A 21,637-nucleotide genomic window follows, 5' to 3' on the forward strand; every position below is an offset into this window, starting at 1 on the left:
GACACCAATGATCGAGCGCCGTAGCATGCCGCTCGACATTGACTGTCGAGCAAAGGATCTGACTTGGCCAAGGGCAAAACCCGTTATGTCTGCACCGAGTGCGGCGCTGTCGCCAGCAAATGGCAGGGACAGTGCGGTGATTGCGGCGCCTGGAACACGCTGACCGAATCGGTTGAGCCCTCAGCGGCAGCGCAACAACGGCGCGGCAGCTGGGCCGGCAATGCGCCGTCGGAAATCACTCCGCTGACCCGGGTGGCCCAGGAAGACACGCAGCGCACGAAAACCGGCATCAGCGAACTCGACCGTGTATTGGGCGGTGGCTTGGTGGAAGGTTCGGTTGTGCTGGTTGGCGGCGATCCTGGGATCGGCAAGTCGACCTTGCTGCTGCAGGCCTTGGCCGCTTTGAGTGGCCGGGTCGAGGGCCTGTATGTCAGCGGTGAGGAGAGTCTGGCGCAGATCGCCGGGCGCGCTGCTCGCCTTGGGCTGCCGCTCGAAGGTCTGCAGGCCTTGGCCGAGACCTGCGTCGAGCGCGTGCTCGCTCTGGCCGCCAAGGCGAAGCCGCGGCTGATCATCGCTGACTCGATACAGACACTGTGGTCCGAGCAGCTGCAGGCAGCGCCTGGCTCGGTCAGTCAGGTGCGCGACAGCGCAGCGCGTCTGGTGCGTTTTGCCAAGGAGACCGGCACCAGCGTGTTCCTGGTTGGGCACGTAACCAAGGAAGGCGGCATTGCCGGTCCGCGGGTGCTCGAGCACATGGTGGATGCGGTGCTGTATTTCGAAGGCGAATCAGGAAGTCGTTTCCGTGTGTTAAGGGCATTCAAGAATCGCTTTGGCGCGGTGAACGAACTGGGTGTTTTCGCCATGGGTGAGCGCGGACTGCGCGAGGTACCCAACCCGTCGGCCATTTTTCTGTCTGGCGCCAGTCAGAACGCTGGCTCGGCGATCATGGTGACCCGTGAAGGTACGCGGCCATTGTTGGTGGAGGTGCAGGCCCTGGTCGATCAGAGCCCCTTGTCCAATCCGCGCCGGGTGACCCTTGGACTGGAGCAGAATCGCCTGTCGATGCTGCTCGCCGTCCTGCATCGGCACGGTGGTGTCGGCGTGTTTGATCAGGATGTGTTCGTCAATGTGGTGGGCGGCATCCGGGTGCAGGAAACCGCGGCCGATCTGCCGGTGTTGCTGGCGGTGGTGTCGTCCTTGCGCGATCGGCCGCTGGCCGACAAGACCATTGCGTTTGGCGAAGTCGGTCTGTCCGGGGAGGTGCGCCCGGTACCCAATGGGGAAGAGCGCCTGCGTGAGGCGGCCAGTCATGGTTTCAAGCGCGCAATCGTGCCCAAGGCGAATGCGCCGAAATCCAACCCCAAGGGCATGGAGGTGCTGGCCGTCGATCGATTGGACCAGGCGCTGGAGATCGCCAGCGACTAGCCAGGCTACTCGCCGAGTGTGGCCAACTCGCGATTCAGAATGTCGGTGTTGCCGACATTGAGTTCCACCAGGCGCTTCAGTCTCGAAAAGCTGTCCAGGTCGATCTTCTGGCAGGAGAACGCCAGGCTGCGCGGGGTCGCCCGCACCAGTTCGACGCCCATGCCGATCATGATCCCGCCCTCGATGCGCACGTCGAGGCGAAAGCGAGTCCCCGGCGTTCCGACCCAGCCCTGAGGGGTGACTACCATCACGCCGCGCAGACTGAGATCGATCAGTTCGGTTTGCCACATCGCTGTGCCGGAGTACAGCCGTACGCTACCCGGCAACGGGAAGCGGCTGAATCGGCGGCGATTGGAATCGCTCATTCGCACTCGATCATCCATTCCGATTCAGCACGAGCTCCAAGACAAACTTGCTGCCAAAAAAGGCCAGCAGCAGCAGACCCATTGCCAGCAAAGTCAGGGTGACGGCGCGACGGCCGCGCCAGCCATAGCGCATCCGGCCTATCAGAAGAGCACCGAACACCGACCAGGACAACACGCTCAGCACGGTTTTGTGAACCAGGTGCTGGGCAAACAGATTCTCCACGAACACGGCGCCGATGGTAAGAGCCACGGTGAGCAGCACAAATCCGGCCTCGATGCTGCGGAACATCAGGCTTTCCAACTCGACCAGGGGTGGCAGCAGCCGCAACAGCGGATGTTGCAGCGCGCGCGCCCGAAGCAGGCGCTCTTGAAACCACAGGGCGCAGGCAAACAGGGCCGCCAATGCCAGGGTGGCGTAGGCCAACAGGGCGAGCAGGGCGTGGACCTTCAGCGGCCAACTCAGTGCCTCGCCGGCCGGCGGCGCACGATACGACAGTACGGCAGCGGCCAGCAGAACGGCGGCGAACGGATACAAGACCCGCCCCAGGGCATCGAAGTGGCGGGCGAACGACACCGCGGTGCCGACCAGGGCCATGGCCGCACTCACCAGCGAAAGGGCAAGAAAAAAATGCAGAGCCAGGGCGTTGGCTTGCATGGCGGTGCCGATATGAAAGGCGATGTGTAGCACGCCGCCGTTCAGGCCGAGCAGCAAGGCAGGGCGGTCAACCGGGGCAGCGCCGTTCGGCCCGGAACGCAGCAAGCGCCAGGAGGCCGCGAAATAGAGGAGGATTGCCGCGATAGCCAGCCATTTCATCGCCGCGAGTGTCGCATAGCCAGACAATTCTTGACATCAGCAGAGTGTGCGCTTCGCGATATACTTGGCGGTCGCTTCCCCCTCATGCGGTGCATTCCATGTTCGAGTCGCTCAGTCAACGCCTTTCTTCCACCGTCCAGCGCTTGCGCGGCCGTGGGCGGCTGACCGAAGACAATATCCGCGAAGCGCTGCGGGAGGTTCGGGTAGCCTTGCTGGAGGCCGACGTGGCGCTGCCGGTGGTGCAGGCCCTGGTTGAGCGGATCAAGGTACGCGCCATCGGTCAGGAGGTGCTGAAGAGCCTGACTCCTGGCCAGGCGCTGATCAAGGTCGTTCGCGACGAACTGACCAAGCTGATGGGCTCTGCGGCCGACGAGCTGAATCTGAACGTGCCGGCGCCGGCGGTGATCCTGATGGCCGGCCTGCAGGGCGCGGGTAAGACCACCACGGTCGGCAAGCTAGCCAAGTTGCTGAAGGAGCGGCGCAAGAAGAAGGTGATGGTGGTGAGTTGCGACGTCTATCGCCCGGCCGCCATCAAGCAGTTGGAGACCCTGGCGCAGCAGGTCGACGTCCTGTTCTTCCCCAGCAGCACCGGCCAGGCACCGGTCGACATTGCCAAGGCCGCAGTGAGCGAGGCGCGCAAGCAGTTCGTCGACGTGCTGCTGGTCGATACCGCCGGCCGCCTGGCCATCGATCCGGCCATGATGGACGAGATCAAGAAGTTGCATGCCGGTCTGGATCCGGTGGAAACCCTGTTTGTGGTCGACTCCATGACCGGTCAGGACGCAGCCACCACGGCACGTGCGTTTGCCGATGCCTTGCCTCTGACCGGTGTGGTGCTAACCAAGACCGATGGCGATGCTCGCGGCGGCGCGGCGCTGTCGGTGCGCTATGTCACCGGGCGGCCGATCAAGTTCATCGGGACCGCGGAGAAAATGGACGGCCTCGATGTGTTCCACCCGGATCGCGTCGCCAGCCGCATTCTCGACATGGGCGACGTGCTGTCGCTGGTCGAAGAGGTAGAGCGCAAGGTCGACAAGGACAAGGCCGCCAAGCTGGCCGAGAAGGTCGTCAAGGGCAAGAAGTTCGATCTCAACGACATGCACGATCAGCTTGAGCAGATGCTCAACATGGGTGGCTTGACCACGCTGCTGGACAAGTTGCCGGGCATCGGTGCGATTCCGGAGAAATTGAAGAGTCAGGTCAACGACAAGGAAATTCACCGCTCGATCGCCATCATCCGTTCGATGACCAAGAAAGAACGCCGCCACCCGACCCTGCTCAATGGTTCGCGGCGTGCGCGCATCGCGCGCGGCTCGGGAACCTCGCCGGCCGACGTCAACAAGCTGATGAAGCAGTATCAGCAGATGGAAAAGATGATGTCGAAGATGTCCGGAGGTGGGCTCAAGGGCATGATGCGAGGCATGAAAGGCATGCTGGGCGGCCGCGGTGGTCCGGGCGGTTTCCCCATGCATTGAACGCCTAGATCAGCGCGCCTTCCAAAATGGAGCGCGCTCGGCTATCATTGCGCGTTCACTACGCCCGGTTGGGCGCTGACCTAAACCTAGAACGACAGAGCAAAGACACATGGTCAAGATCCGTCTGACCCGCGGTGGCGCCAAGAAGCGTCCCTTCTATCACATCATCGTGACCGATCAGCGCAACAAGCGCGACGGCCGAGCGATTGAGCGCGTGGGTTTCTACAATCCGGTGGCTTCCGGCAACGAGCCGAAGCTGCAACTGAACACCGACCGCATCCAGCATTGGATCGGTCACGGCGCGCAAATGACCGACAAGGTCCGCGTGCTGTTCAAGCAGGCCTCTACTCAGGCGCAAGCCTCGGCCTAATTTGCGATCGGTGATCGAGTCGACGATGACCGATCGCCGTGTACTGGTCGCAGAGGTGGTGGGTGCTTTCGGGGTTCGTGGCGAGCTTAAGCTGCGCACCCATACCGAAACGCCCATGGCAGTGGCTCGGTACCGCCCCTGGTATCTGATCCATCGCGGCGTGGTGCAGATCGTCGAAAAGCCCTCTTGTCGGGAAACCGAGAAGGGGGTTTTGGCGCGTCTGGCGGACATAGAAAGTCGCGATCAGGCCGAAGCCCTGGTGGGTGCCGAGATCTGGGTGGATCGCGGCGCGCTACCCGAATTACCGGCCGGTGAATTCTACTGGGTGGACCTCGAAGGCCTACAGGTGGAAACCGTTGCAGGTCAGCCATTGGGCAAGGTGTCTCATCTGCTGTCCACCGGTGCCAATGATGTGGTGGTGGTGCAGGGCGAGCGCGAGCGGCTGATTCCCTACCTGCGACCGGATGTGATCACGGACATCGACCTTTCAGCCGGTCGGATGGTGGTCGATTGGGATCCGGATTTCTGATGGCCGCACAGCGATGACAGCTGCGCCGCGCATCGACGTCATCACCCTGTTCCCCGAGTTCATCGAGTCCAGTCTCGAAGTGGGTGTGGTGGGACGGGCAGTTAAGCGTGGTCTGCTTTCGGTACAAAGCTGGCAACTTAGAGACTTTGCCCACGACAACTACAAGACCATCGATCACCGCCCCTACGGCGGCGGTCCTGGCATGGTGATGCTGATCGATCCGCTTCGTGAGTGTCTGCAGATGGTTCGCCAAGCAGACCCACGTCCGGCGCATGTTGTCTATCTGAGCCCGCAAGGTCAGCCACTGACTCAGGCCAAGGTGCGCGAGCTGGCCCATCGGCCGCGTTTGGTTCTGCTCTGCGGTCGCTACGAAGGCATTGACGAGCGCCTGCTGCAGGCCGAGGTCGATGAAGAAGTCTCGATTGGCGATTACGTGCTGTCGGGTGGCGAACTGGCTGCAGCGGTGCTGGTCGATGCGGTGGGCCGGCTGCAGGACGGCGCGCTCAATGATCCGCAATCAGCGGTACAGGATTCGTTCGAGAACGGCGTGCTGGATTGCCCACACTACACCCGGCCTGAGCGTCATGAACTTGGCGATGTCCCTGCGCTACTGGCCTCCGGCGACCATAGAAAGATCGCCCGCTGGCGGCGGCAACAAAGCCTTGGCCGCACCTGGCTGCGCAGACCGGATGTGCTCGCACGCTGCGATCTGAGTGCCGATGATCGACAGCTGCTAGCGGAATTCATCGCCGAGTGGCGAGCGCAGGATGGCGGCCCGGGCGCAGTGCGCTAAGTCACCAGAAACACTAGAAATCTCTTTTCGAAGTCGGCTATAATGGCCAACTTCCTGACGCGCACGCGCATCAACAATCCACTAGAACTACAGAATCAGATCAGGGTCGGTGCAACCATGAACAAGCTCCTCCAAGAATTCGAAGCCGAGCAGACGCAGCGTCAGCTGCCGGACTTTGGCCCGGGCGACACCGTTGTCGTCAATGTCAAGGTCAAGGAAGGCAACCGTGAGCGCGTCCAGGCCTATGAAGGCGTGGTCATCGCCAAGCGCAATCGCGGCCTGAACTCCGCCTTCACCGTACGCAAGATTTCGCACGGCACCGGCGTTGAGCGCGTGTTCCAGACCCATTCGCCGACCATCGACTCGGTGGAAGTGAAGCGCCGCGGCAAGGTCCGCGCTGCCAAGCTTTACTACCTGCGCGGTCTGGAAGGCAAGGCTGCTCGCATCAAGGAAGACATCAGCGCCCGCGGCGAATAAGCCGTCGCCAGCGCCGAAGCAGAACGGCCGCCCACGAGGCGGCCGTTTTCATTTCCGGCCCTTGAATTCCTGCTGGGAGGGCATACCTTGCAAACAGTCCTGCGCCTTGTTTGCGCGTGTTTTGTTTGAGGGGTTTGCCAATGACGACTGCCGTTGAGTCATTCAAGTTCGAGGCCGAAGTGCAGCAAGTACTGCACCTGGTGATTCATTCGCTGTATTCCAATCGCGACATCTTTCTGCGCGAGCTGATTTCGAATGCGTCGGATGCCTGTGACAAGCTGCGCTTCGAAGCGCTGTCGGACGCCACACTGTATGGTGAACAAGGTGAGCTGAAGATCCGCATCAGTGCAGACAGCGAGAACAAGACGCTGACCGTCTCCGACACCGGCATCGGAATGAGCCGGGAAGAACTGATCGAGAACCTCGGCACGATCGCCCGGTCTGGTACGCGGAAGTTCATTGAGCAGCTCAGCGCCACGCAGAAAGCCGATGCCAATCTGATTGGTCAGTTTGGTGTCGGGTTCTATTCGGCGTTCATCGTTGCCGACAAGGTGACGGTCGAAACGCGGCGTGCCGGCAGCGACCAAGGCTGGCGCTGGGTGTCGGATGGCGCTGGTGAATTCACTCTGGAACCGGCAGCGGGCCTGAGTCGTGGGACCTGCATCACCCTGCATTTGAAGAGCGATGCCGAAGATTACCTGCAGCCGTGGAAGCTGCGCGGTTTGATCAACACCTGGTCAGACCATATTGCCTTCCCGATCGAATTGCCTGTGTTGAAGGAAGGCAAGCCGACCGACGAGTTCGAGGTGGCCAATCAGGCCGCCGCCTTGTGGACACGCCCCAAAGCCGAGATCAGCGACGAAGAGTATCAGGCCTTCTACAAGCACGTCGGGCACGACTTCAACGATGCGCTGGCCTGGACCCACAACCGGGTTGAAGGCAATCAGAACTTTACCTCCCTGCTGTTTCTGCCAAGCAAGGCGCCGTTTGATTTCACTTACAACCGTGATGAGCGCAAGGGGCTGAAACTCTATGTGAAGCGGGTGTTCATCATGGACGCCGCGGAACAGATGCTGCCGAACTATCTGCGCTTCGTGCGTGGTGTGGTCGATTCCGACGATCTGCCGCTCAACGTCAGTCGCGAGTTGCTGCAGAACAACCGTCAGCTCGACAAATTGAAGAGTGCGCTGACCCGGCGTGTGCTGGACTTGCTGGACAAAGTGGCCAATGACGATGCGGCGAAATATGCCGAGTTCTGGGCCCAGTTTGGCGCCTTGCTGAAGGAAGGCGTCACGGAAGATCACGGCAATCGCGAGCGCATCGCCAAACTGTTGCGCTTTGCCTCCACCAAGAGTGAGAAGCCCGATCAGCTGACCTCGCTGGATGAGTACATCGGTCGCATGCCGGCGTCGCAGGAGGAGATCTTCTACCTCACCGCCGATAGCTGGAATGCGGCCCGTCACAGCCCGCAGCTGGAGGGACTGAAAGCGCGCAGCGTAGAAGTGCTGTTGCTGCACGAGCGCATCGACGAGTGGATGATCGGTTACTTGCACGAGTACGCCGGCAAGAGCCTGAAGAATATTGCCAAGGGCGAACTGGATCTCGACAAACTGGGCGAGCCGAAGGACAAGGAGCAGCGCGAGAAGCTGAAGCAAGAGGCAGCCGATACCGTCAAGCGCTTCAAGGACTTGCTGGGCGACAAGGTCAAGGAGGTGCGAGTGTCGGATCGCTTGACCGAATCTGCCGCCTGTCTCGTGTTGGAAGACCAGGACATGGCCCTGCACATGCAGCGCCTGCTGAAAGCGGCCGGCCATGAAGCACCGTCGGCGCAGCCCAGTCTTGAGATCAATCCGGGCCACGGACTGATCAAACGATTTGAGGCTGAGAGTGACGATGAGCGCGCCACCGACTTGGCCTTGCTGGTGTTCGAACAGGCTCAATTGGCTGAGGGCGCCGCGTTGGACGACCCGGCCAGCTTTGTGGCACGGATGAACCGTGCCATCCTGGGCTGATCGGTCGTTGCGCTCGATCTGGCACACTTTCGACTGCGCGGACACGATGCGATGAGCGCAGGCGAGACGGCAAGTTCGGTTCGGATCGATCTTTGGCTGTGGGCTGCGCGCTTCTTCAAGACGCGTAGCCTGGCCAAAGAGGCCGTCGCGCACAGCAAGATCAAACTGGGTGATCAGACAGTCAGCAAGCCGGCCCGCGCGGTGCGAGTCGGTGACCGGCTGCAGATCGAGCGTGGGGGTGAGCTGTATGAGGTCGAAGTACGAGGCCTGTCTGAGCAACGCGGCCCGGCCTCGGTGGCGCAATCACTGTACTTTGAAGACGAAGCATCCGCCAAACGGCGTGCTGAGTTGAGAGAGACGCGCAAGCTTCAGAATGCTGGCTTTCAGCCGCCCGACCATCGGCCCGACAAGCGCGATCGGCGCAAGCTCAATCAGCTGAAGTCGCGCAATAACAAACCCGATGATGGCTTGCCGCCCTGGTTTCCGCGCTAGGCGGCGGGTGCGCGGTGAAGCAAGAGTTTGTGCTTCCGGGACTCCGCAACGAATCATTAGCGCCGAGGTGGAGGGGCATATCGCTCAGCTTTTCGTAGGACGGCAATCCGAGTCGCCTTATGCCGGCATGACTTTCAACACTGCCCTGATATGTGCGTAGGCTTATCTTTGTACAGCCGGAAAGCATGCCCTGCATTCCACGCCTGCTGCTCATGTACCGATTGACGGTGTCGCCGACCAAGTAAGGAATCGCTGTGGAACCCGACAAAAAGAAGAATGATGAAGTCGCAGCCGGCAGTGGCCAGGCGGGAGCGTGGGTGGGCAGCGGAGTCGCCATTGGTGTTGCGCTTGGCGCAGGCTTTGACAATGTCGGACTTGGAGTCGCTCTTGGAATTGCTCTCGGGCTAGCAATGGGCGCCTCGAAAGGCGCCAAGAAGCGAAGTCAGAAAGGTTGAAGGGTCTGCGGCCCGCCAAGCGGACTTGCGATGAGTGTCCAGCAACGCCCAGTAGCCGTGTTGGGCGCGAGCCCGCAGGTGGCTTAAATCCTGGGTGGGCCAGCGCCAGTTGGACTCGTTGTCAGCCGATCAAAACAACTCTACATCGCCCGGGTCGGTGGAAATCGCCGATCCGGCGCTGCGCTCTTCGACCGTGGTGAAGCGCTGCTTGCGGTTCTCGTTCCACGCTTCCAGATCGAACGGTTGATCACCTACCTCAGCCAGGGCGCTGCGCAGGCTTTCAAAGTCGGCCAGCAGATGCTGCAGAATCTGGTCGGTGCGGTCCTGGAACTGCAGCTTGACGATCAGTTGATCGATCGCCGCTCGGCTCGACTCAACGAACTGTTTCACTCTGGCGGCTGCGGCTTCGAGCTCGGCGGTATCGTGGTGCAACAACGAATCGACCTGGTCCAGGCTTTGCTCGAGCTCCTGCAGCGCGCCCAGGCCGGTGGATTGCACGGCCTCTGCCGCGTCCACCAGATGATCGAGGCGATCGATGGAACTGCCCGAGCCGGCTGCAAAGCGTTGGAAGAAGCCACTCAGTTCGGTATCACCGGCATGCTTCTGAGCTAGCGCGGCGGCTTCTTCGCGGATGGTTTCCCACTGCGCATGCAAACTCTTGGCGTCGTCTGCAGCGCTTGCCAGAGGTGCCAGAACGCTCTGCAGCGAGGCGGCGCGGTCGCGCAGGGAGGCGCCCGCTTCGCGGGCCGACGAGGAGGCGCCGACCTTGGCTTCGGTGGTCTTCTGCGCCAGTCCGGCCAGGCCAAACACCGCTGGCAGCAGGCCCTCGACGTTTTCCTTGATCAGGTTGGCCAAGGACCCGATCAACTGGCTCCATTCATGCAGTATGACGTGCAACTGCTCCGGAAGAATCTCGTTCCCACGGTTGCTGGTTTGCGACTCGCTCATGAGCACGGTCCTTCGCAACGTTGGTGACAAAAACCCTGGGTCTCAATCTACCGTGTTTGTAGCGAATCGGCGAATTGCAGTTGTGAAAACCATGTGGTTGGCCACTGCCGGACGCATTCAATCGTCGGCCGACTGCACATAGATCGGCAGTTCATCACCGCGGCGGTATTCGAAGATCAGCCGGGTCTCGATGTGGGCCACTTCTGGTCGTTGGGCGAAGGCGCTCAAGGCGAAATCGCGCAGGTGATCGGCATCCTGCACTGCCACATGGACCTGAAAGTCGTCGGCGCCGGCCAGATGATAGAAGGCCAGCACTTCGCTTAGTTGCAACAGATGCTCGCGGAAACTATCGACCAGGGCGCGGGTGTGCTGGGTCAGGCGGATGGCGACGATGGCCTGCAGGGTGATGCCCAATGCCTTGGGCTGAATGTCGGCGTGGTAGCCCTGGATGACCCGCGCTTCACGCAGCCGGCGAATGCGCTCCAGCGCCGTGGATGGCGCCACGCCAACCCGTTCGGCCAGTTCCTTGTTGGCCATCCGAGCATTCTTTCGCAACAGCCGCAATAGTTCGAAGTCGATTCGATCGAGGTCCATCTATGCATTCCTTGGCGAAATAGTATTCGGCGGGGCAACTTACGCTGCGAATGATATTTCATCATAGCGCCATCTTTTGAGCCAATTGGGGCGGGAAGGCCATGCAACATCTTGATACCAGCGCCGTGCATGCCGGTCGCGAGGACTTTCTCCAGTTGGGCGTGCATGCCTCACCGATCGATCTTTCCTCGACCTATCCGGTCACCGATCTGGCGGTGGGCACCGCCAGTCTGGATGCGCTGGTGGCCGGCGAGGCCAGTGCCGCCAATCCGATCTACGCCCGGCTGCACAATCCCACGGTGGCCCGCGCCGAACAGGCGATTGCGCAGCTGGAAGGGGCCGAGGCCTGCGTGGCCTATGGCTCGGGCATGGCGGCACTCAGCGCCGTCTTGCTGGCTCGTAGGGGCGCCGGCAACCACGTGCTGGTGGTGCGTCCGCTTTACGGAACATCCGATCACCTGCTGGCCAGTGGCTTGCTTGGCATTGAGGCCGACTTCGTCAGCGCCGACGAGATCAGCGCCCGGATCCGCTCGGACACCGTCTTGGTCATCATCGAAACGCCAGCCAATCCGACCCTCGATCTGGTCGACATCGAGGCCGTGGTGGCCGCCGCCGGCAAGGTGCCGGTGCTGGTCGACTCGACCTTTGCCACGCCGATGCTGCAGCAACCGCTGCGTCACGGCGCGCGCTATGTGCTTCATAGTGCCACCAAGTTTCTGGGTGGCCACGGCGACGTGGTGGCCGGGGTGATTTGCTGTGCCGACGAAGATGCCAGGCCGCTGCGTACGGTGCGCGCGGCCACCGGCGGCCTGCTGCATCCGCTGGCGGCTTATTTGTTGCATCGCGGTCTGGCCACCCTGGCCTTGAGAGTCGAGCGGGCACAGAACAATGCCATCGAACTGGCAAAGCGATTGCAGGCGCACCCAGCGGTTTCGCGGGTGCACTACGCTGCACTGGGCACGGTGGCCAATGCGCATCTGCTCGGCTCGCAGATGCGCGGGCCTGGCTGCCTGATTGCTCTGCGTGTGCATGGCGGCTACGAGGCCGCCGCTTCGGTGATGCGAAACGTTAAGTTGATCACTCCCGCGGTGAGCCTGGGCTCGGTGGATTCACTGATCCAGCATCCGGCCGGTCTGACCCATCGGGTGTTGGATGCCGAAACCCAGCTGCGCACCCGTATCACGCCCGACCTGCTGCGCCTCTCGGTCGGTATCGAGCACACCGAGGATCTATGGGACGATCTCAGTGCAGCGCTCGATGCGGCTCATCCGGCGGTGGACAAGGCGGCGTGAAGTAGGGTGTCCATGGGTGCGCCTTGGCGCACCGAATCGCCGTCAAGAGCGGTGCGCCAAGGCGCACCTATGATTGCGCCACCTTACCTGCGCCTTCGTCTTCGGCCGAGACAATCCGATCGCGGCCATCCTTCTTGGCCTCGGCCAGGGCGCGTTCGGTGGCGCGCAGACACAGCGCAGGTTCGCTGCCATGAAGCGGAAACAGGGCGAGACCAATCGAGCAGGTCAGGGCCTCAACCCGCCGGCCATGCAGGTCGATCGGGGTGGAGCGCACCGCCCGGCGCAGCAGTTCGGCGCGATCCATGGCCGTGGAAAGGTCGGCTTCCGGCATCAGCACCATGAACTTCTCGCCGGAGTAGCGCCCGGCCAGGTCTTCCGGACGAATCGTCTGGTTCAGGATCGAGCCGATCTGGCCAAGCGCCGCATCGCCGGCTTCATGGCTGTGTCGTTCGTTGAAATCCTTGAAGCGATCAAGATCGATCAGGATAATCGCCAGGGTCTGCTGTGAACGCCGTGCGCGCAGGCATTCGCGCAGCAGGGCCGATTCGATATAGCGGCGGTTATACAGGCCGGTGGCCATATCGCGCACGCTCTGAACACGTAGATTCTCCTGCAAGCGCAGATTGGCCACCGCTAGCCCGAGCTGGTCGGCCAGCGCCTGGGCAATACGCCGTTCGTGCAGATCGGGCAGCATGCTGCCGCTGAGGTGCAGAACACCCATGATCTCGCCGGTCGCCATCAGCGGTGCGCAGATCACATGCTTGGGATTGGTGCCTTCGGCCAGATGTCGGCAAGGCGGTGAATGTGGCTCGGTCGGATAACAGACGCCGCGCCGCATGGCCCAGCAGTCTTCCGGCGTGAACAGATCTTCCAGCGGTGGATTCGGTTTGCCCCAGCCGACCTGACGCCGCACCACGTTGCGCGACGGCGCCTGCAGGTACAGGGCGCCGTCGAACTGAGCGAACACATTGCGCATGGTGGCGCCCAATACTTCGGCGATGTCCTCGATGCTCTTGGCCGGGCGCAACTGATCACCCAGTTCCGCCAGGCGCTGGATGTCCTGTTCGCGCTTCTGCGCTCGGCGTTCGGCCTGCTCGGTTAGCGCCGCCAGCCGTCCTTGCTCGTGTTCGGCACGGGCCCGGCTGCGCGCCTCGAAATACAGCAGGGCCAGCATCAGGGAGGCGATGATCAGGGAAGCCAGGCCGGCGGCCGCGCTGATCAGAAAGCGACTGGCGGCACGTTCATCCAACGCACGCAGTTCCGACTGTGCGCCGGACTGCAGGGCATTGATCACGCTGTCCAGACGATCCAGCCGCGCAGCAATCAGGCCGTGGCCCATGGCCAGGGTGCCGCTGCTGGGGCCGGCCTGACGCGCGTCACTTAGCACCTCCTGGGCGCGTTCGGTGGATTCCTGCACCAGGGCCAGAAGCTGCTTGGCGTGGCCCGACTGTGCCGAGCCTTGCTCGAAGCGAACCAGCAAGCGTTCCGCGGTCGATAGCAACTCGGTGCCCTTGCGCTGCGCCCGCACCAGCGGATCGGCCACGCCCTGGGTCAGCCACAGCGTTTCCGCCGCCGCCATCGCATGCAGCTCGCCGCGCACCCAGAGTGCATCCTGCAGCACCGCGCTTTGTTCCACGCTGATGCGCTGATCGGCGCGCGCCCACCAGGCCACCCCCAGCTGCACCAGCAGGCTGAGCAACAACAGACCCGACAGCAAGAGCAGCGCTGGTGTGCGTGGCGAGCGGGGCGTCGACGGGGTGGACTTGGCCATGTCCGGCATCTTCCTGTGCCATCGCAGCCAGGGCAAGAGGGCGCGCGCCATCCCAGCGGCGCGATTCGATGATCTGGATCAGTGCTGGCCAGTGGCTGAGCGCTCAGGCTTGGCGCTGGCCGGCCCCCGACAGGAAGCGAATCGAATGCACCACGACTTGCGCAGCTTTCTTGATCGACTGGCATCACGTGGCGATCTGCTGCGCGTCACCGATCCGGTGAGCCCCGATCTGGAAAGTACCTCCCTGTGCTTGCGCGCGCTGCGGGAAGATGGTCCGGCCTTGTTGATGCAGTACCCAACCGGCTCAGCGCATCCGATGCTGGGCAACCTGTTCGGTGCGCGCCGCCGGATCGAAGCCGTGCTGCACGGTCGTCCACTCAGCTCCCTGCATGAGTTGGGGGAGCTGCTGGCGGCACTCAAAGAGCCGCGCTGGCCGGGCAATCTGCGTGAGGCCTTATCGCAATGGCCAGAACTGGCCCAGCTCGCCCTGGTGGCGCCGCGTACGGTAGCGGCAGCGGCGTTCAACCAGCAGGTGCGCGAAGGTGCTGAAGTGGATCTCGGTGTGTTGCCGATCCAGCGCTGCTGGCCAGGCGATGTGGCGCCGCTGATTACCTTCGGCCTGGTGATTACCCGCGGCACCGAGCGCCGCCGACAGAACGTGGCGATCTATCGGCAACAGGTGATCGGGCCGAATCGATTGATCATGCGCTGGCTGCCGCATCGCGGCGGAGCGCTGGACTACGCCCAATGGCGGCGCGAGCGACCAGGCGAACGCTTTCCGCTGCTGGTCGCCATCGGCGCCGATCCAGCCACCGCCCTGGCGGCGGTGGCGCCAGTGCCGGATACGCTGTCGGAGTACGAATTCGCTGGCCTGTTGCGCGGCGAGCGCAGCCGGCTATGGCATAGCGAACTGACCGGGCTGGATGCCCCGGCCGGTGCCGAAATCCTGCTCGAAGGCTTTATCGAACCCGACGATAGCGCCATCGAAGGCCCGTACGGCGATCACACCGGCTACTACAACGCCCAGGGCGAGTTTCCGGTGTTCACCGTGCAGCGCATGCGGATGCGCGAGCAGGCCATTTATCACGGGGCCTACATGGGACGCGCGCCGTATGACGAGCCATCGGTGCTGGCAATGGCCCTTAACGACGTGTTTGTGCCAATTCTTCGCAAGGTGTTTCCCGAGGTGGTGGATTTTTATCTGCCGCCGGAGGCCTGCTCGTACCGGGTGGCAGTGATCAGCATCCGCAAGCAGTACCCCGGTCACGCACGTCGCATCATGATGGGCGTCTGGTCCTACCTCAGACAGTTCACCTACACCAAGTTCGTGATCGTCACCGATGACGATATCGATGTGCGCGATGCGGCTCAGGTGTTGTGGGCGGTGGCGACGCGGGTCGATCCGGCACGTGACAGCCTGATCATTCCCAACACGCCGATCGACTATCTGGACTTCGCCAGTCCAGAGCCGAACCTGGGCTCCAAGATGGGCCTGGATGCCACCCGCAAACTGCCCGGCGAAACCCAGCGCGCCTGGAGCGAGCCGATCAAACTCGATGCTGCGGTCGAACAACGGGTGAGCAGCATCTGGAATCGCCTGCAGCAGGACTGGCGCGCGGGCACAGACAAATCGTCGCGCAACTGATCTGGGTCAGCGACAGCGCCGCGTGGTGGCCCGAGCATGAGCCCTCCTTGGACTTGGATTCGACCATGCATCTGGTTTGCCCAGCCGGCAATCTGCCCGCCCTGCAGGCGGCGGTGGATGCCGGCGCCGACGCGGTCTACCTTGGATTTCGCGATGCCACCAATGCCCGCGCATTTCCCGGCTTGAATTTTTCCGAGGCCGACATCCGCAGCGGCGTGTCCTATGCCAAGGCGCGTCGCTGCCAGGTGTATGTTGCGCTCAACACCTACCCCGAACCCGCGCGCCTCAGTCACTGGTATGCGGCAGTCGATCGTGCGGCGGATCTGGGTGTGGATGCCATCATCGCCGCCGACATGGCCGTGCTGGACTATGCTGCCAACCGCCACCCGGCGCTGCCGCGGCATCTGTCGGTGCAGGGCTCGGCCACCAGCGCAGCGGCGCTGCGCTACTTTCATCAGCGCTTCGGCATCGCCCGCGCCGTGTTGCCGAGGGTATTGGCCATTCAGCAAGTCGAACGCCTGTGTGCCGCCGCGCCGGTGCCGCTGGAAGTGTTTGCCTTTGGCAGCCTGTGCATCATGGTCGAGGGCCGTTGTCAGTTGTCCAGCTATCTGACCGGCGCCTCGCCGAATCGACATGGCGTGTGCTCACCGGCCAAGTTCGTGCGCTGGGATGAGCACCCCGATGGTGGTCGCAGTGTGCGCTTGAACGAGGTGTTGATCGATCGCTTTGCGCCGGGCGAGTTCGCCGGCTACCCGACCGTTTGCAAAGGTCGCTATCGGGTGGGCGAGTCGGTGTTCCATGCCCTGGAAGAGCCGACCAGCCTGAATACCCTGAGTCTGCTGCCGCGCTTGGCCAAGGCCGGCGTCGTTGCGCTGAAGATCGAGGGGCGGCAACGCGGCGTGGCCTATGTCAGCGCGGTCACCCGGGTGTGGCGCCAGGCCATCGACCAGTTCGCCGCCGTAGGCGAAGCGATGAAAATCCGGCCCGAATGGCAGCAGCAGCTGTCGGCGATGGCCGAAGGCCAGCAGACCACACTCGGCCCCTTTCATCGGGGATGGCAGTGATGAACGAAGCCAGCATCGGGCTCAGCCTTGGGCCAGTGCATTATTTCTGGCCGGCCGATCGGGTGCGGGCGTTCTATCGCGATGTTTGTAACTGGCCGGTGGAGCTGGTCTATCTGGGCGAAGTGGTCTGCAGCAAGCGGCGCGAATTGCGCCCGCGCGACTGGTTGCAGTTGGCCCGGCAAGTCCATGAGGCGGGCAAGCAGGTGGTGCTGAGCTCGCTTTCCTTGATCGAGTCGGAATCCGAGCTGTCGGCGCTGAAACGGCTGGTGGAGAACGGCGAGTTCATGCTCGAGGCCAATGATCTTTCGGCCGTGCAGCTGTGTCGTGAGCGCAGCCTGCCCTTCGTCGGTGGCCCGAGCTTGAACGTCTACTCACAACGCAGCCTGGCCCTGCTGATCGAAGATGGCTTGCGACGATGGGTGCCGGGGGTTGAGCAGGGCGAGCAGCAGATCGGCGATATTCTCTCCGCCACCGCGGTCGAAGCGCTGCCGCTGCCGGAACTGGAAGTTCAGATCTGGGGGCGCCTGTCGCTGGCCTGGTCGGCACGCTGCTTCACCGCCCGCGCACACAATCTTGGCAAAGACGCGTGCGGCTTCCGCTGTCTGGAAGACGAGCAGGGCCTGCCCCTGCATACCCGCGATGGCGAATCCCTGTTACGTATCAATGGCATTCAGGTGCAAGGCGCCGAGGTGACCGATCTCGGCCCGCAGTTGCCCAGCCTGCGTCGACTCGGCGCCCGCTGGCTGCGCCTGTTGCCGCACGCCTTCGACATGGCCGCTGTGGTGCAGCACTTCGCCCTGGCCTTGAGCAGCCCGCAGCCACCACCGCGGCTCGGCGCGGTGAATGGCTACTGGACGGGCGAAGCGGGGCGGGCTGCCGGTGAATTGATCGAAGTCAGAGCAGGCTAGGGGGCGATCCACTAGGCTCATGTCATCGCTCCCCATGGCTGTGCCGCGTATGAAGCTGACACCCGACGAGTTGCGTCAACTGCTGGCCTGCATCGATCTCACCAGCCTCAATGAAGACGATGATCCGGCGCGGATCGAATGGCTGTGTCGCCAGGCGGCCGAGGCGCCGACGCCGCCGGCTGCGCTGTGCGTCTATCCGGAGTACGTCTGGATGGCGCGTCAGCGTTTGAAGGACCTGGGCCTGGCGCAGGTCGCGCTGGCCAGTGTGGCCAATTTCCCTGATGGCAGTGTGGATGCCTTGCGCGTAGCGCGCGAATGTCACCGGCTGCGCTCGGCCGGTGCCGACGAGATCGATGTGGTGCTGCCGTATCGGGCCTTGCTGGGCGGCGATACTGCTGGTTATAGCGCGGTGGCCCGCGCTGCGCGCGAGGCCGCGGGTGACTGTCGGCTGAAGTGCATCCTGGAAACCGGGGAGTTGGGCCAGGCCGAGCGCATCGCCGAGGCGGCGCAGCTGGCCTTGGATGCCGGCGCCGATTTCCTCAAGACTTCAACCGGCAAGGTACGGGTCAATGCCACGCCGGAAGCGGCCGAGATTCTGCTGTCGGCGATCGCGGCGCATCCACGCCGGTGCGGCTTCAAGGCAGCCGGCGGCATTCGCAGTGTCGATGAAGCCGAGCGTTATGTGGATCTGGCCCGACGCCTGCTGGGCGCGCAGGCCTTCGATCCGGCGCGCTTTCGCATCGGTGCCAGCGCCCTGTTCGATCAGGTGCTGGTGGCGCTGGGCGAGTCGGCGCAGGGGACGGGTCGTGGGTCGTACTGAGGCCATGGGTTCTGCGACGGCGTTGTCGATTCCCGCCTTTCTTGCGCGCAAACGGCATGATAAGTCCTGGAGTGCCGAGTCTTTGCGCGTGTTCGCCCGAGCGATTGCCGCCGGCCAGGTGGCCGACGCGCAGCTCGGCGCGTTTGCCATGGCGGTGTGCTGTCGCGGCATGGACGAGGCCGAACTGCTGGCCTGGACCGAAGCCGTACGCGACAGCGGTCAGGTTCTGCGTTGGCCGCGACTGGCCGATCGCGGCCCGGTGCTGGACAAGCACAGCACCGGCGGCGTCGGCGATTGCGTCAGCCTGATTCTGGCGCCCCTGCTGGCGGCATGTGGCGGTTTCGTACCGATGCTGTCGGGTCGCGGGCTTGGCCATACCGGGGGCACCTTGGACAAACTCTCCGTGCTGCCTGGCTACCGCCTTGACGTCGACCGCACGACCCTGCAACGCGTGGTTGAGCAGACCGGCATGGCCATCGTGGCGGCTGGTGCGGACCTGGCCCCGGCCGATCGGCGCCTGTATGCGGTGCGCGATGTCAGCGCCACGGTGGAATGCCTGCCGCTGATTGTCGCTAGCATTCTCGGCAAGAAACTGGCTGTGGGCAGCTCGGCCTTGCTGTTGGACGTCAAGACCGGCTCTGGCGCCAATCTCGGCGCCGCCGATCAGGTGCAGGCGCTGGCCAGCGGCCTGGTGCGGGTGGCCAGCCGCGCAGGCCAGCCCTGTCGCGCCCTGCTCAGCGACATGAGCCAGCCCTTGGCCCCGGCGGTGGGCAACGCGTTGGAGCTCGCGCTGTGTCTTGAATACTTGCAGGGTCGATGCCGACCGAAACGACTGCATGCCCTGGTGCTGGCCCTGGGCAGTGAGCTGTTGCAGATGGGTGGGCTGGCGCATTCGGCTGCCGAGGCCGAGGCAGGTTTGCTGGCCGCGCTGGACTCCGGCCGTGGCGCCGAATGCTTCGCCCGTTCGGTGGCCGCGCTGGGCGGGCCGAACGATGTGTTCAAGTGGGCGTCGCAAGGCATCGAGCAGGCGCCGGTCAGGCGGGACTGGCGAGTGGCCAGCGACGGTGTGGTGACCGCGCTCGATGCCCAGCTCATCGGCCTTGCTGCGGTGGCGCTGGGCGCCGGCCGCCAGCATCCGGAGCAGGCCATCGATGTTCGGGTTGGCGTTGAGCTGGCGCTGGAAGTGGGTGATCAAGTCAGGGCAGGGCAGCGGCTTGGTTGTGTCCATGCGCGCACCGAGGCCGAGGCCGAGCAGGCCATCCAGCAGCTCGACCGCGCCTTGTCGATCGGCGAGCAGGCCACCCGGCCCACGCTGATCAGCGGCCGCATCGATGGCGCTGGATCGGCAGCATCGCGATATGCGGATGGAGTAGCCGCATGAGCCGGGTGTTATGGCTGGTGCTGGATTCGCTGGGCATCGGCGCGGCACCCGATGCGGCACGCTTCGGCGATGCCGGCAGCAACACCTTTGGCCATATTGCCGAGTGGTGCGCGCGACCGCAGTCAGAGCAGGGCCGTGGTCAGCCGCTGCAGATTCCCACCCTGCAAAAGCTCGGGCTAGGTCGGGCGGCCGAATTGGTGGCCGGTCGCACTCTGCCCGGGGTTGCCAACTCGGTCAATCCAATCGCCAGCTGGGGCGCCGCCTGCGAGCGCTCTACCGGCAAAGACACCGTTTCCGGCCATTGGGAGCTATGCGGCCTGCCGGTGGAGTTTGAATGGGGTTACTTCCGCTCACCCAGCGAGAGTTTTCCCACTGAACTGGTGGATGCGTTGCAGATGGCGGCGGGTTGCGCCGGTCTGCTCGGCCGTTGCCATGCCTCGGGCACCGAGATCATTCAGCGTCTGGGCGCCGAGCATCTCGCCACCGGTTGGCCGATCGTCTACACCTCGGCCGATTCGGTGTTGCAGATTGCTGCGCATGAGCAGCGCTTCGGTCTGCAGCGGCTGTATGCGCTGTGTCAGCGGGCGCGGGATCTGGTCGATGCCTATTCGATCGGCCGGGTGATTGCCCGACCGTTCAGCGGCGCCCCCGAGCGCGGCTTCGTCCGCACGCCGCAACGGCGTGATTGGGCGGTGCCACCGCCGGCACCGACCTTGCTCAATGCCCTGCAGGCAGCCGGTCATCGGGTCTGCGCGATTGGCAAGATCGACGACATCTTTGCCGGCCGCGGCATCAGCGAATCGATCAAGGCGCATGGCATTCATGCGCTGATGCAGGCCAGTCTGCGCGCTCTGCAGGAAAGTCCCGAGTGCAGCCTGGTGTTCTGCAATCTGGTCGACTTCGATCAGGACTTTGGCCATCGACGCGATGTGGCCGGCTATGCCGCGGCGTTGGAAGAATTCGATCGGCTGCTGTCGATCTGCCTTGCAGGTTGGCGCGCGCAGGATCTGCTGGTGCTGAGCGCGGATCATGGCAATGATCCCACCTGGCCAGGCAGTGATCACACCCGCGAGTGGGTGCCGGTACTGGCCTATTCGCCGCAACTTCCTGCCGGCTCGATCGGGCTGCGTTCGAGCTTTGCCGATGTTGGACAAAGCCTGGCCAGCTGGTTCGGGCTGGCGCCGCTGGCCTTTGGCAGGTCTTTTCTTTCCGCGGCACCGGTTGCTGAGCCTGTGCTGGATTGTCATCACTACGCGTTTCAGCGGTCGCCATGAGTACGCCGCATATCGAAGCCGACCCCGGTGCCTTTGCCGATACCGTACTGCTGCCTGGCGATCCGCTGCGTGCCGCCTATATCGCCGAGCGTTTTTTCAGCGAGGCCGAGTGTGTCAACACGGTGCGCAACATGCTCGGCTTCACCGGGCGTTTCCGCGGCCAGCGGATCTCGGTGATGGGTACGGGCATGGGCATTCCCTCCTGTCTGATCTATGCCACGGAACTGGTCCAGCACTATGGCGTACGTCGGCTGCTGCGCATTGGCACCTGTGGCGGCGTGGCGGAAGGGCTGGCGCTGGGGGACCTGGTACTGGCCCTCGGTGCCTGCACCGACTCGGCGGTTAACCGGCAACGATTCGCTGGCCTGGATTTCGCCGCCACTGCCAGTTGGCCCTTGCTCGCACGGATTGCCGCCGAGGCTGCAGCACAACATTGTCGGCTCAAGGTCGGCAATGTGTTTTCCAGCGACCTGTTCTACGCGACCGACCCTGATGCCACCGTCCGGATGCGAAGGATGGGCGTGCTGGCGGTCGAGATGGAGGCCGCCGGCCTGTATGGCCTGGCAGCGGAACGGGGTGTTGAAGCCGCCGCTTTGCTTAGCGTGTCTGATCTGCTGCCCGATGGCGCCTCGATGAGCGCCGAGCAACGCCGTGCCGGACTCGATCGCATGGTCGAGCTGGCCTTGTCGGCCATCATCGAGCCTTGAGGGCCGATGGCCTATAAGCTACGCCG

Annotated in this window: 22 protein-coding genes; 17 read left to right on the top strand and 5 right to left on the bottom strand. The window is 63.4% G+C overall.

Annotation, left to right across the window (positions count from 1 at the left end; translation table 11 throughout):
* Window positions 1–63: 63 nt before the first annotated feature.
* Window positions 64–1,425: a DNA repair protein RadA gene (radA, locus tag IFO71_RS10590; protein WP_192029604.1), complete on the top strand. Its 1,362-nt coding sequence runs from the start codon at window positions 64–66 to the stop codon at window positions 1,423–1,425.
* A gap of 5 nt (window positions 1,426–1,430) precedes the next feature.
* On the opposite strand, the gene IFO71_RS10595 is transcribed toward radA, so the two are convergent.
* Complete coding sequence (locus IFO71_RS10595; protein ID WP_192029605.1) at window positions 1,431–1,790, bottom strand: PilZ domain-containing protein; 360 nt, start codon at window positions 1,788–1,790, stop codon at window positions 1,431–1,433.
* 10 nt (window positions 1,791–1,800) lie between these two features.
* Window positions 1,801–2,604, bottom strand: coding sequence for a cytochrome C assembly family protein (locus IFO71_RS10600; RefSeq protein WP_192029606.1), 804 nt, complete (start codon window positions 2,602–2,604; stop codon window positions 1,801–1,803).
* Between the two features lie 98 nt (window positions 2,605–2,702).
* Between IFO71_RS10600 and ffh the strand changes: the two genes are divergently transcribed.
* The 8 genes from ffh to IFO71_RS22745 all read left to right on the top strand — a co-directional run bounded on the left by ffh (window position 2,703) and on the right by IFO71_RS22745 (window position 9,207).
* Window positions 2,703–4,079 (top strand): signal recognition particle protein, encoded by a 1,377-nt coding sequence (gene ffh / locus IFO71_RS10605; RefSeq protein WP_192029607.1) that lies wholly within the window; start codon window positions 2,703–2,705, stop codon window positions 4,077–4,079.
* A 109-nt stretch (window positions 4,080–4,188) separates the two neighbouring features.
* Window positions 4,189–4,449 carry a 30S ribosomal protein S16 gene (gene rpsP, locus IFO71_RS10610; RefSeq protein ID WP_192029608.1) on the top strand — a complete coding sequence of 87 codons (261 nt, stop codon included), beginning with the start codon at window positions 4,189–4,191 and terminating at the stop codon, window positions 4,447–4,449.
* Between the two features lie 25 nt (window positions 4,450–4,474).
* Entirely contained in the window at window positions 4,475–4,978 is a 504-nt protein-coding gene (gene rimM, locus IFO71_RS10615) for a ribosome maturation factor RimM (RefSeq protein WP_192029609.1), read from the top strand.
* A 13-nt stretch (window positions 4,979–4,991) separates the two neighbouring features.
* Window positions 4,992–5,771 carry a tRNA (guanosine(37)-N1)-methyltransferase TrmD gene (gene trmD / locus IFO71_RS10620; protein ID WP_192029610.1) on the top strand — a complete coding sequence of 260 codons (780 nt, stop codon included), beginning with the start codon at window positions 4,992–4,994 and terminating at the stop codon, window positions 5,769–5,771.
* Window positions 5,772–5,888: 117 nt separating this feature from the next.
* Window positions 5,889–6,248 carry a 50S ribosomal protein L19 gene (gene rplS, locus IFO71_RS10625; protein WP_192029611.1) on the top strand — a complete coding sequence of 120 codons (360 nt, stop codon included), beginning with the start codon at window positions 5,889–5,891 and terminating at the stop codon, window positions 6,246–6,248.
* Window positions 6,249–6,388: 140 nt separating this feature from the next.
* On the top strand, window positions 6,389–8,260 hold the full coding sequence (htpG, locus tag IFO71_RS10630; RefSeq protein WP_192029612.1) for a molecular chaperone HtpG: 1,872 nt from the start codon (window positions 6,389–6,391) through the stop codon (window positions 8,258–8,260).
* Window positions 8,261–8,311: 51 nt separating this feature from the next.
* Entirely contained in the window at window positions 8,312–8,752 is a 441-nt protein-coding gene (locus tag IFO71_RS10635) for an RNA-binding S4 domain-containing protein (protein WP_192029613.1), read from the top strand.
* A gap of 254 nt (window positions 8,753–9,006) precedes the next feature.
* Complete coding sequence (locus IFO71_RS22745) at window positions 9,007–9,207, top strand: glycine zipper domain-containing protein (protein WP_484573326.1); 201 nt, start codon at window positions 9,007–9,009, stop codon at window positions 9,205–9,207.
* A 129-nt stretch (window positions 9,208–9,336) separates the two neighbouring features.
* Here IFO71_RS22745 and IFO71_RS10640 read toward each other — a convergent pair whose 3' ends face one another.
* Window positions 9,337–10,155 (bottom strand): hypothetical protein, encoded by an 819-nt coding sequence (locus IFO71_RS10640; RefSeq protein ID WP_192029614.1) that lies wholly within the window; start codon window positions 10,153–10,155, stop codon window positions 9,337–9,339.
* 117 nt (window positions 10,156–10,272) lie between these two features.
* Window positions 10,273–10,749, bottom strand: coding sequence for an Lrp/AsnC family transcriptional regulator (locus IFO71_RS10645; protein ID WP_192029615.1), 477 nt, complete (start codon window positions 10,747–10,749; stop codon window positions 10,273–10,275).
* Window positions 10,750–10,850: 101 nt separating this feature from the next.
* Between IFO71_RS10645 and IFO71_RS10650 the strand changes: the two genes are divergently transcribed.
* Window positions 10,851–12,041 (top strand): trans-sulfuration enzyme family protein, encoded by a 1,191-nt coding sequence (locus IFO71_RS10650; protein WP_192029616.1) that lies wholly within the window; start codon window positions 10,851–10,853, stop codon window positions 12,039–12,041.
* A gap of 67 nt (window positions 12,042–12,108) precedes the next feature.
* On the opposite strand, the gene IFO71_RS10655 is transcribed toward IFO71_RS10650, so the two are convergent.
* On the bottom strand, window positions 12,109–13,812 hold the full coding sequence (locus IFO71_RS10655) for a sensor domain-containing diguanylate cyclase (protein WP_192029617.1): 1,704 nt from the start codon (window positions 13,810–13,812) through the stop codon (window positions 12,109–12,111).
* On the opposite strand from IFO71_RS10655, the gene IFO71_RS10660 reads away from it, so the two are divergent.
* The 7 genes from IFO71_RS10660 (at window position 13,811) to deoD (ending at window position 21,611) form a co-directional block, all read left to right on the top strand.
* Window positions 13,811–15,457: a UbiD family decarboxylase gene (locus IFO71_RS10660; RefSeq protein WP_225444543.1), complete on the top strand. Its 1,647-nt coding sequence runs from the start codon at window positions 13,811–13,813 to the stop codon at window positions 15,455–15,457. The two genes, IFO71_RS10655 and IFO71_RS10660, sit on opposite strands and share 2 nt — an antisense overlap.
* Window positions 15,458–15,522: 65 nt before the next feature.
* Window positions 15,523–16,521 carry a ubiquinone anaerobic biosynthesis protein UbiU gene (gene ubiU / locus IFO71_RS10665; RefSeq protein WP_192029618.1) on the top strand — a complete coding sequence of 333 codons (999 nt, stop codon included), beginning with the start codon at window positions 15,523–15,525 and terminating at the stop codon, window positions 16,519–16,521.
* On the top strand, window positions 16,521–17,429 hold the full coding sequence (locus tag IFO71_RS10670; protein WP_192029619.1) for a U32 family peptidase: 909 nt from the start codon (window positions 16,521–16,523) through the stop codon (window positions 17,427–17,429). Before ubiU ends, IFO71_RS10670 begins: the two co-directional genes overlap by 1 nt.
* Window positions 17,430–17,478: 49 nt before the next feature.
* A complete protein-coding gene (gene deoC, locus IFO71_RS10675; protein ID WP_192029620.1) occupies window positions 17,479–18,249 on the top strand; it encodes a deoxyribose-phosphate aldolase in 771 nt (256 codons plus the stop codon).
* Window positions 18,236–19,630 carry a thymidine phosphorylase gene (locus tag IFO71_RS10680; protein ID WP_332309359.1) on the top strand — a complete coding sequence of 465 codons (1,395 nt, stop codon included), beginning with the start codon at window positions 18,236–18,238 and terminating at the stop codon, window positions 19,628–19,630. Before deoC ends, IFO71_RS10680 begins: the two co-directional genes overlap by 14 nt.
* Entirely contained in the window at window positions 19,627–20,904 is a 1,278-nt protein-coding gene (locus IFO71_RS10685) for a phosphopentomutase (protein ID WP_192029621.1), read from the top strand. The genes IFO71_RS10680 and IFO71_RS10685 overlap by 4 nt, the downstream gene beginning before the upstream one ends.
* On the top strand, window positions 20,901–21,611 hold the full coding sequence (gene deoD, locus IFO71_RS10690; RefSeq protein ID WP_192029622.1) for a purine-nucleoside phosphorylase: 711 nt from the start codon (window positions 20,901–20,903) through the stop codon (window positions 21,609–21,611). The genes IFO71_RS10685 and deoD overlap by 4 nt, the downstream gene beginning before the upstream one ends.
* The last annotated feature ends 26 nt before the right edge of the window (window positions 21,612–21,637 follow it).

It is taken from the genome of Pseudomarimonas arenosa (assembly GCF_014841215.1).
Classification (GTDB): Bacteria; Pseudomonadota; Gammaproteobacteria; order Xanthomonadales; family Xanthomonadaceae; genus Pseudomarimonas; species Pseudomarimonas arenosa.

Excerpts from the sequence above, each read along its gene's own strand:
- IFO71_RS10640 (WP_192029614.1), bottom strand. The coding sequence starts at position 10,155 with ATGAGCGAGTCGCAAACCAGCAACCGTGGGAACGAGATTCTTCCGGAG.
- trmD (WP_192029610.1), top strand. The coding sequence starts at position 4,992 with ATGACAGCTGCGCCGCGCATCGACGTCATCACCCTGTTCCCCGAGTTC.
- IFO71_RS10685 (WP_192029621.1), top strand. The coding sequence starts at position 19,627 with ATGAGCCGGGTGTTATGGCTGGTGCTGGATTCGCTGGGCATCGGCGCG.
- IFO71_RS10595 (WP_192029605.1), bottom strand. The coding sequence starts at position 1,790 with ATGAGCGATTCCAATCGCCGCCGATTCAGCCGCTTCCCGTTGCCGGGT.
- htpG (WP_192029612.1), top strand. The coding sequence starts at position 6,389 with ATGACGACTGCCGTTGAGTCATTCAAGTTCGAGGCCGAAGTGCAGCAA.
- IFO71_RS10670 (WP_192029619.1), top strand. The coding sequence starts at position 16,521 with ATGAACGAAGCCAGCATCGGGCTCAGCCTTGGGCCAGTGCATTATTTC.
- rpsP (WP_192029608.1), top strand. The coding sequence starts at position 4,189 with ATGGTCAAGATCCGTCTGACCCGCGGTGGCGCCAAGAAGCGTCCCTTC.
- IFO71_RS10600 (WP_192029606.1), bottom strand. The coding sequence starts at position 2,604 with ATGAAATGGCTGGCTATCGCGGCAATCCTCCTCTATTTCGCGGCCTCC.
- ubiU (WP_192029618.1), top strand. The coding sequence starts at position 15,523 with ATGCATCTGGTTTGCCCAGCCGGCAATCTGCCCGCCCTGCAGGCGGCG.
- IFO71_RS10650 (WP_192029616.1), top strand. The coding sequence starts at position 10,851 with ATGCAACATCTTGATACCAGCGCCGTGCATGCCGGTCGCGAGGACTTT.
- deoC (WP_192029620.1), top strand. The coding sequence starts at position 17,479 with ATGAAGCTGACACCCGACGAGTTGCGTCAACTGCTGGCCTGCATCGAT.
- IFO71_RS10635 (WP_192029613.1), top strand. The coding sequence starts at position 8,312 with ATGAGCGCAGGCGAGACGGCAAGTTCGGTTCGGATCGATCTTTGGCTG.
- rimM (WP_192029609.1), top strand. The coding sequence starts at position 4,475 with ATGACCGATCGCCGTGTACTGGTCGCAGAGGTGGTGGGTGCTTTCGGG.
- IFO71_RS10660 (WP_225444543.1), top strand. The coding sequence starts at position 13,811 with ATGTCCGGCATCTTCCTGTGCCATCGCAGCCAGGGCAAGAGGGCGCGC.
- deoD (WP_192029622.1), top strand. The coding sequence starts at position 20,901 with ATGAGTACGCCGCATATCGAAGCCGACCCCGGTGCCTTTGCCGATACC.
- IFO71_RS10655 (WP_192029617.1), bottom strand. The coding sequence starts at position 13,812 with ATGGCCAAGTCCACCCCGTCGACGCCCCGCTCGCCACGCACACCAGCG.
- ffh (WP_192029607.1), top strand. The coding sequence starts at position 2,703 with ATGTTCGAGTCGCTCAGTCAACGCCTTTCTTCCACCGTCCAGCGCTTG.
- IFO71_RS10645 (WP_192029615.1), bottom strand. The coding sequence starts at position 10,749 with ATGGACCTCGATCGAATCGACTTCGAACTATTGCGGCTGTTGCGAAAG.
- rplS (WP_192029611.1), top strand. The coding sequence starts at position 5,889 with ATGAACAAGCTCCTCCAAGAATTCGAAGCCGAGCAGACGCAGCGTCAG.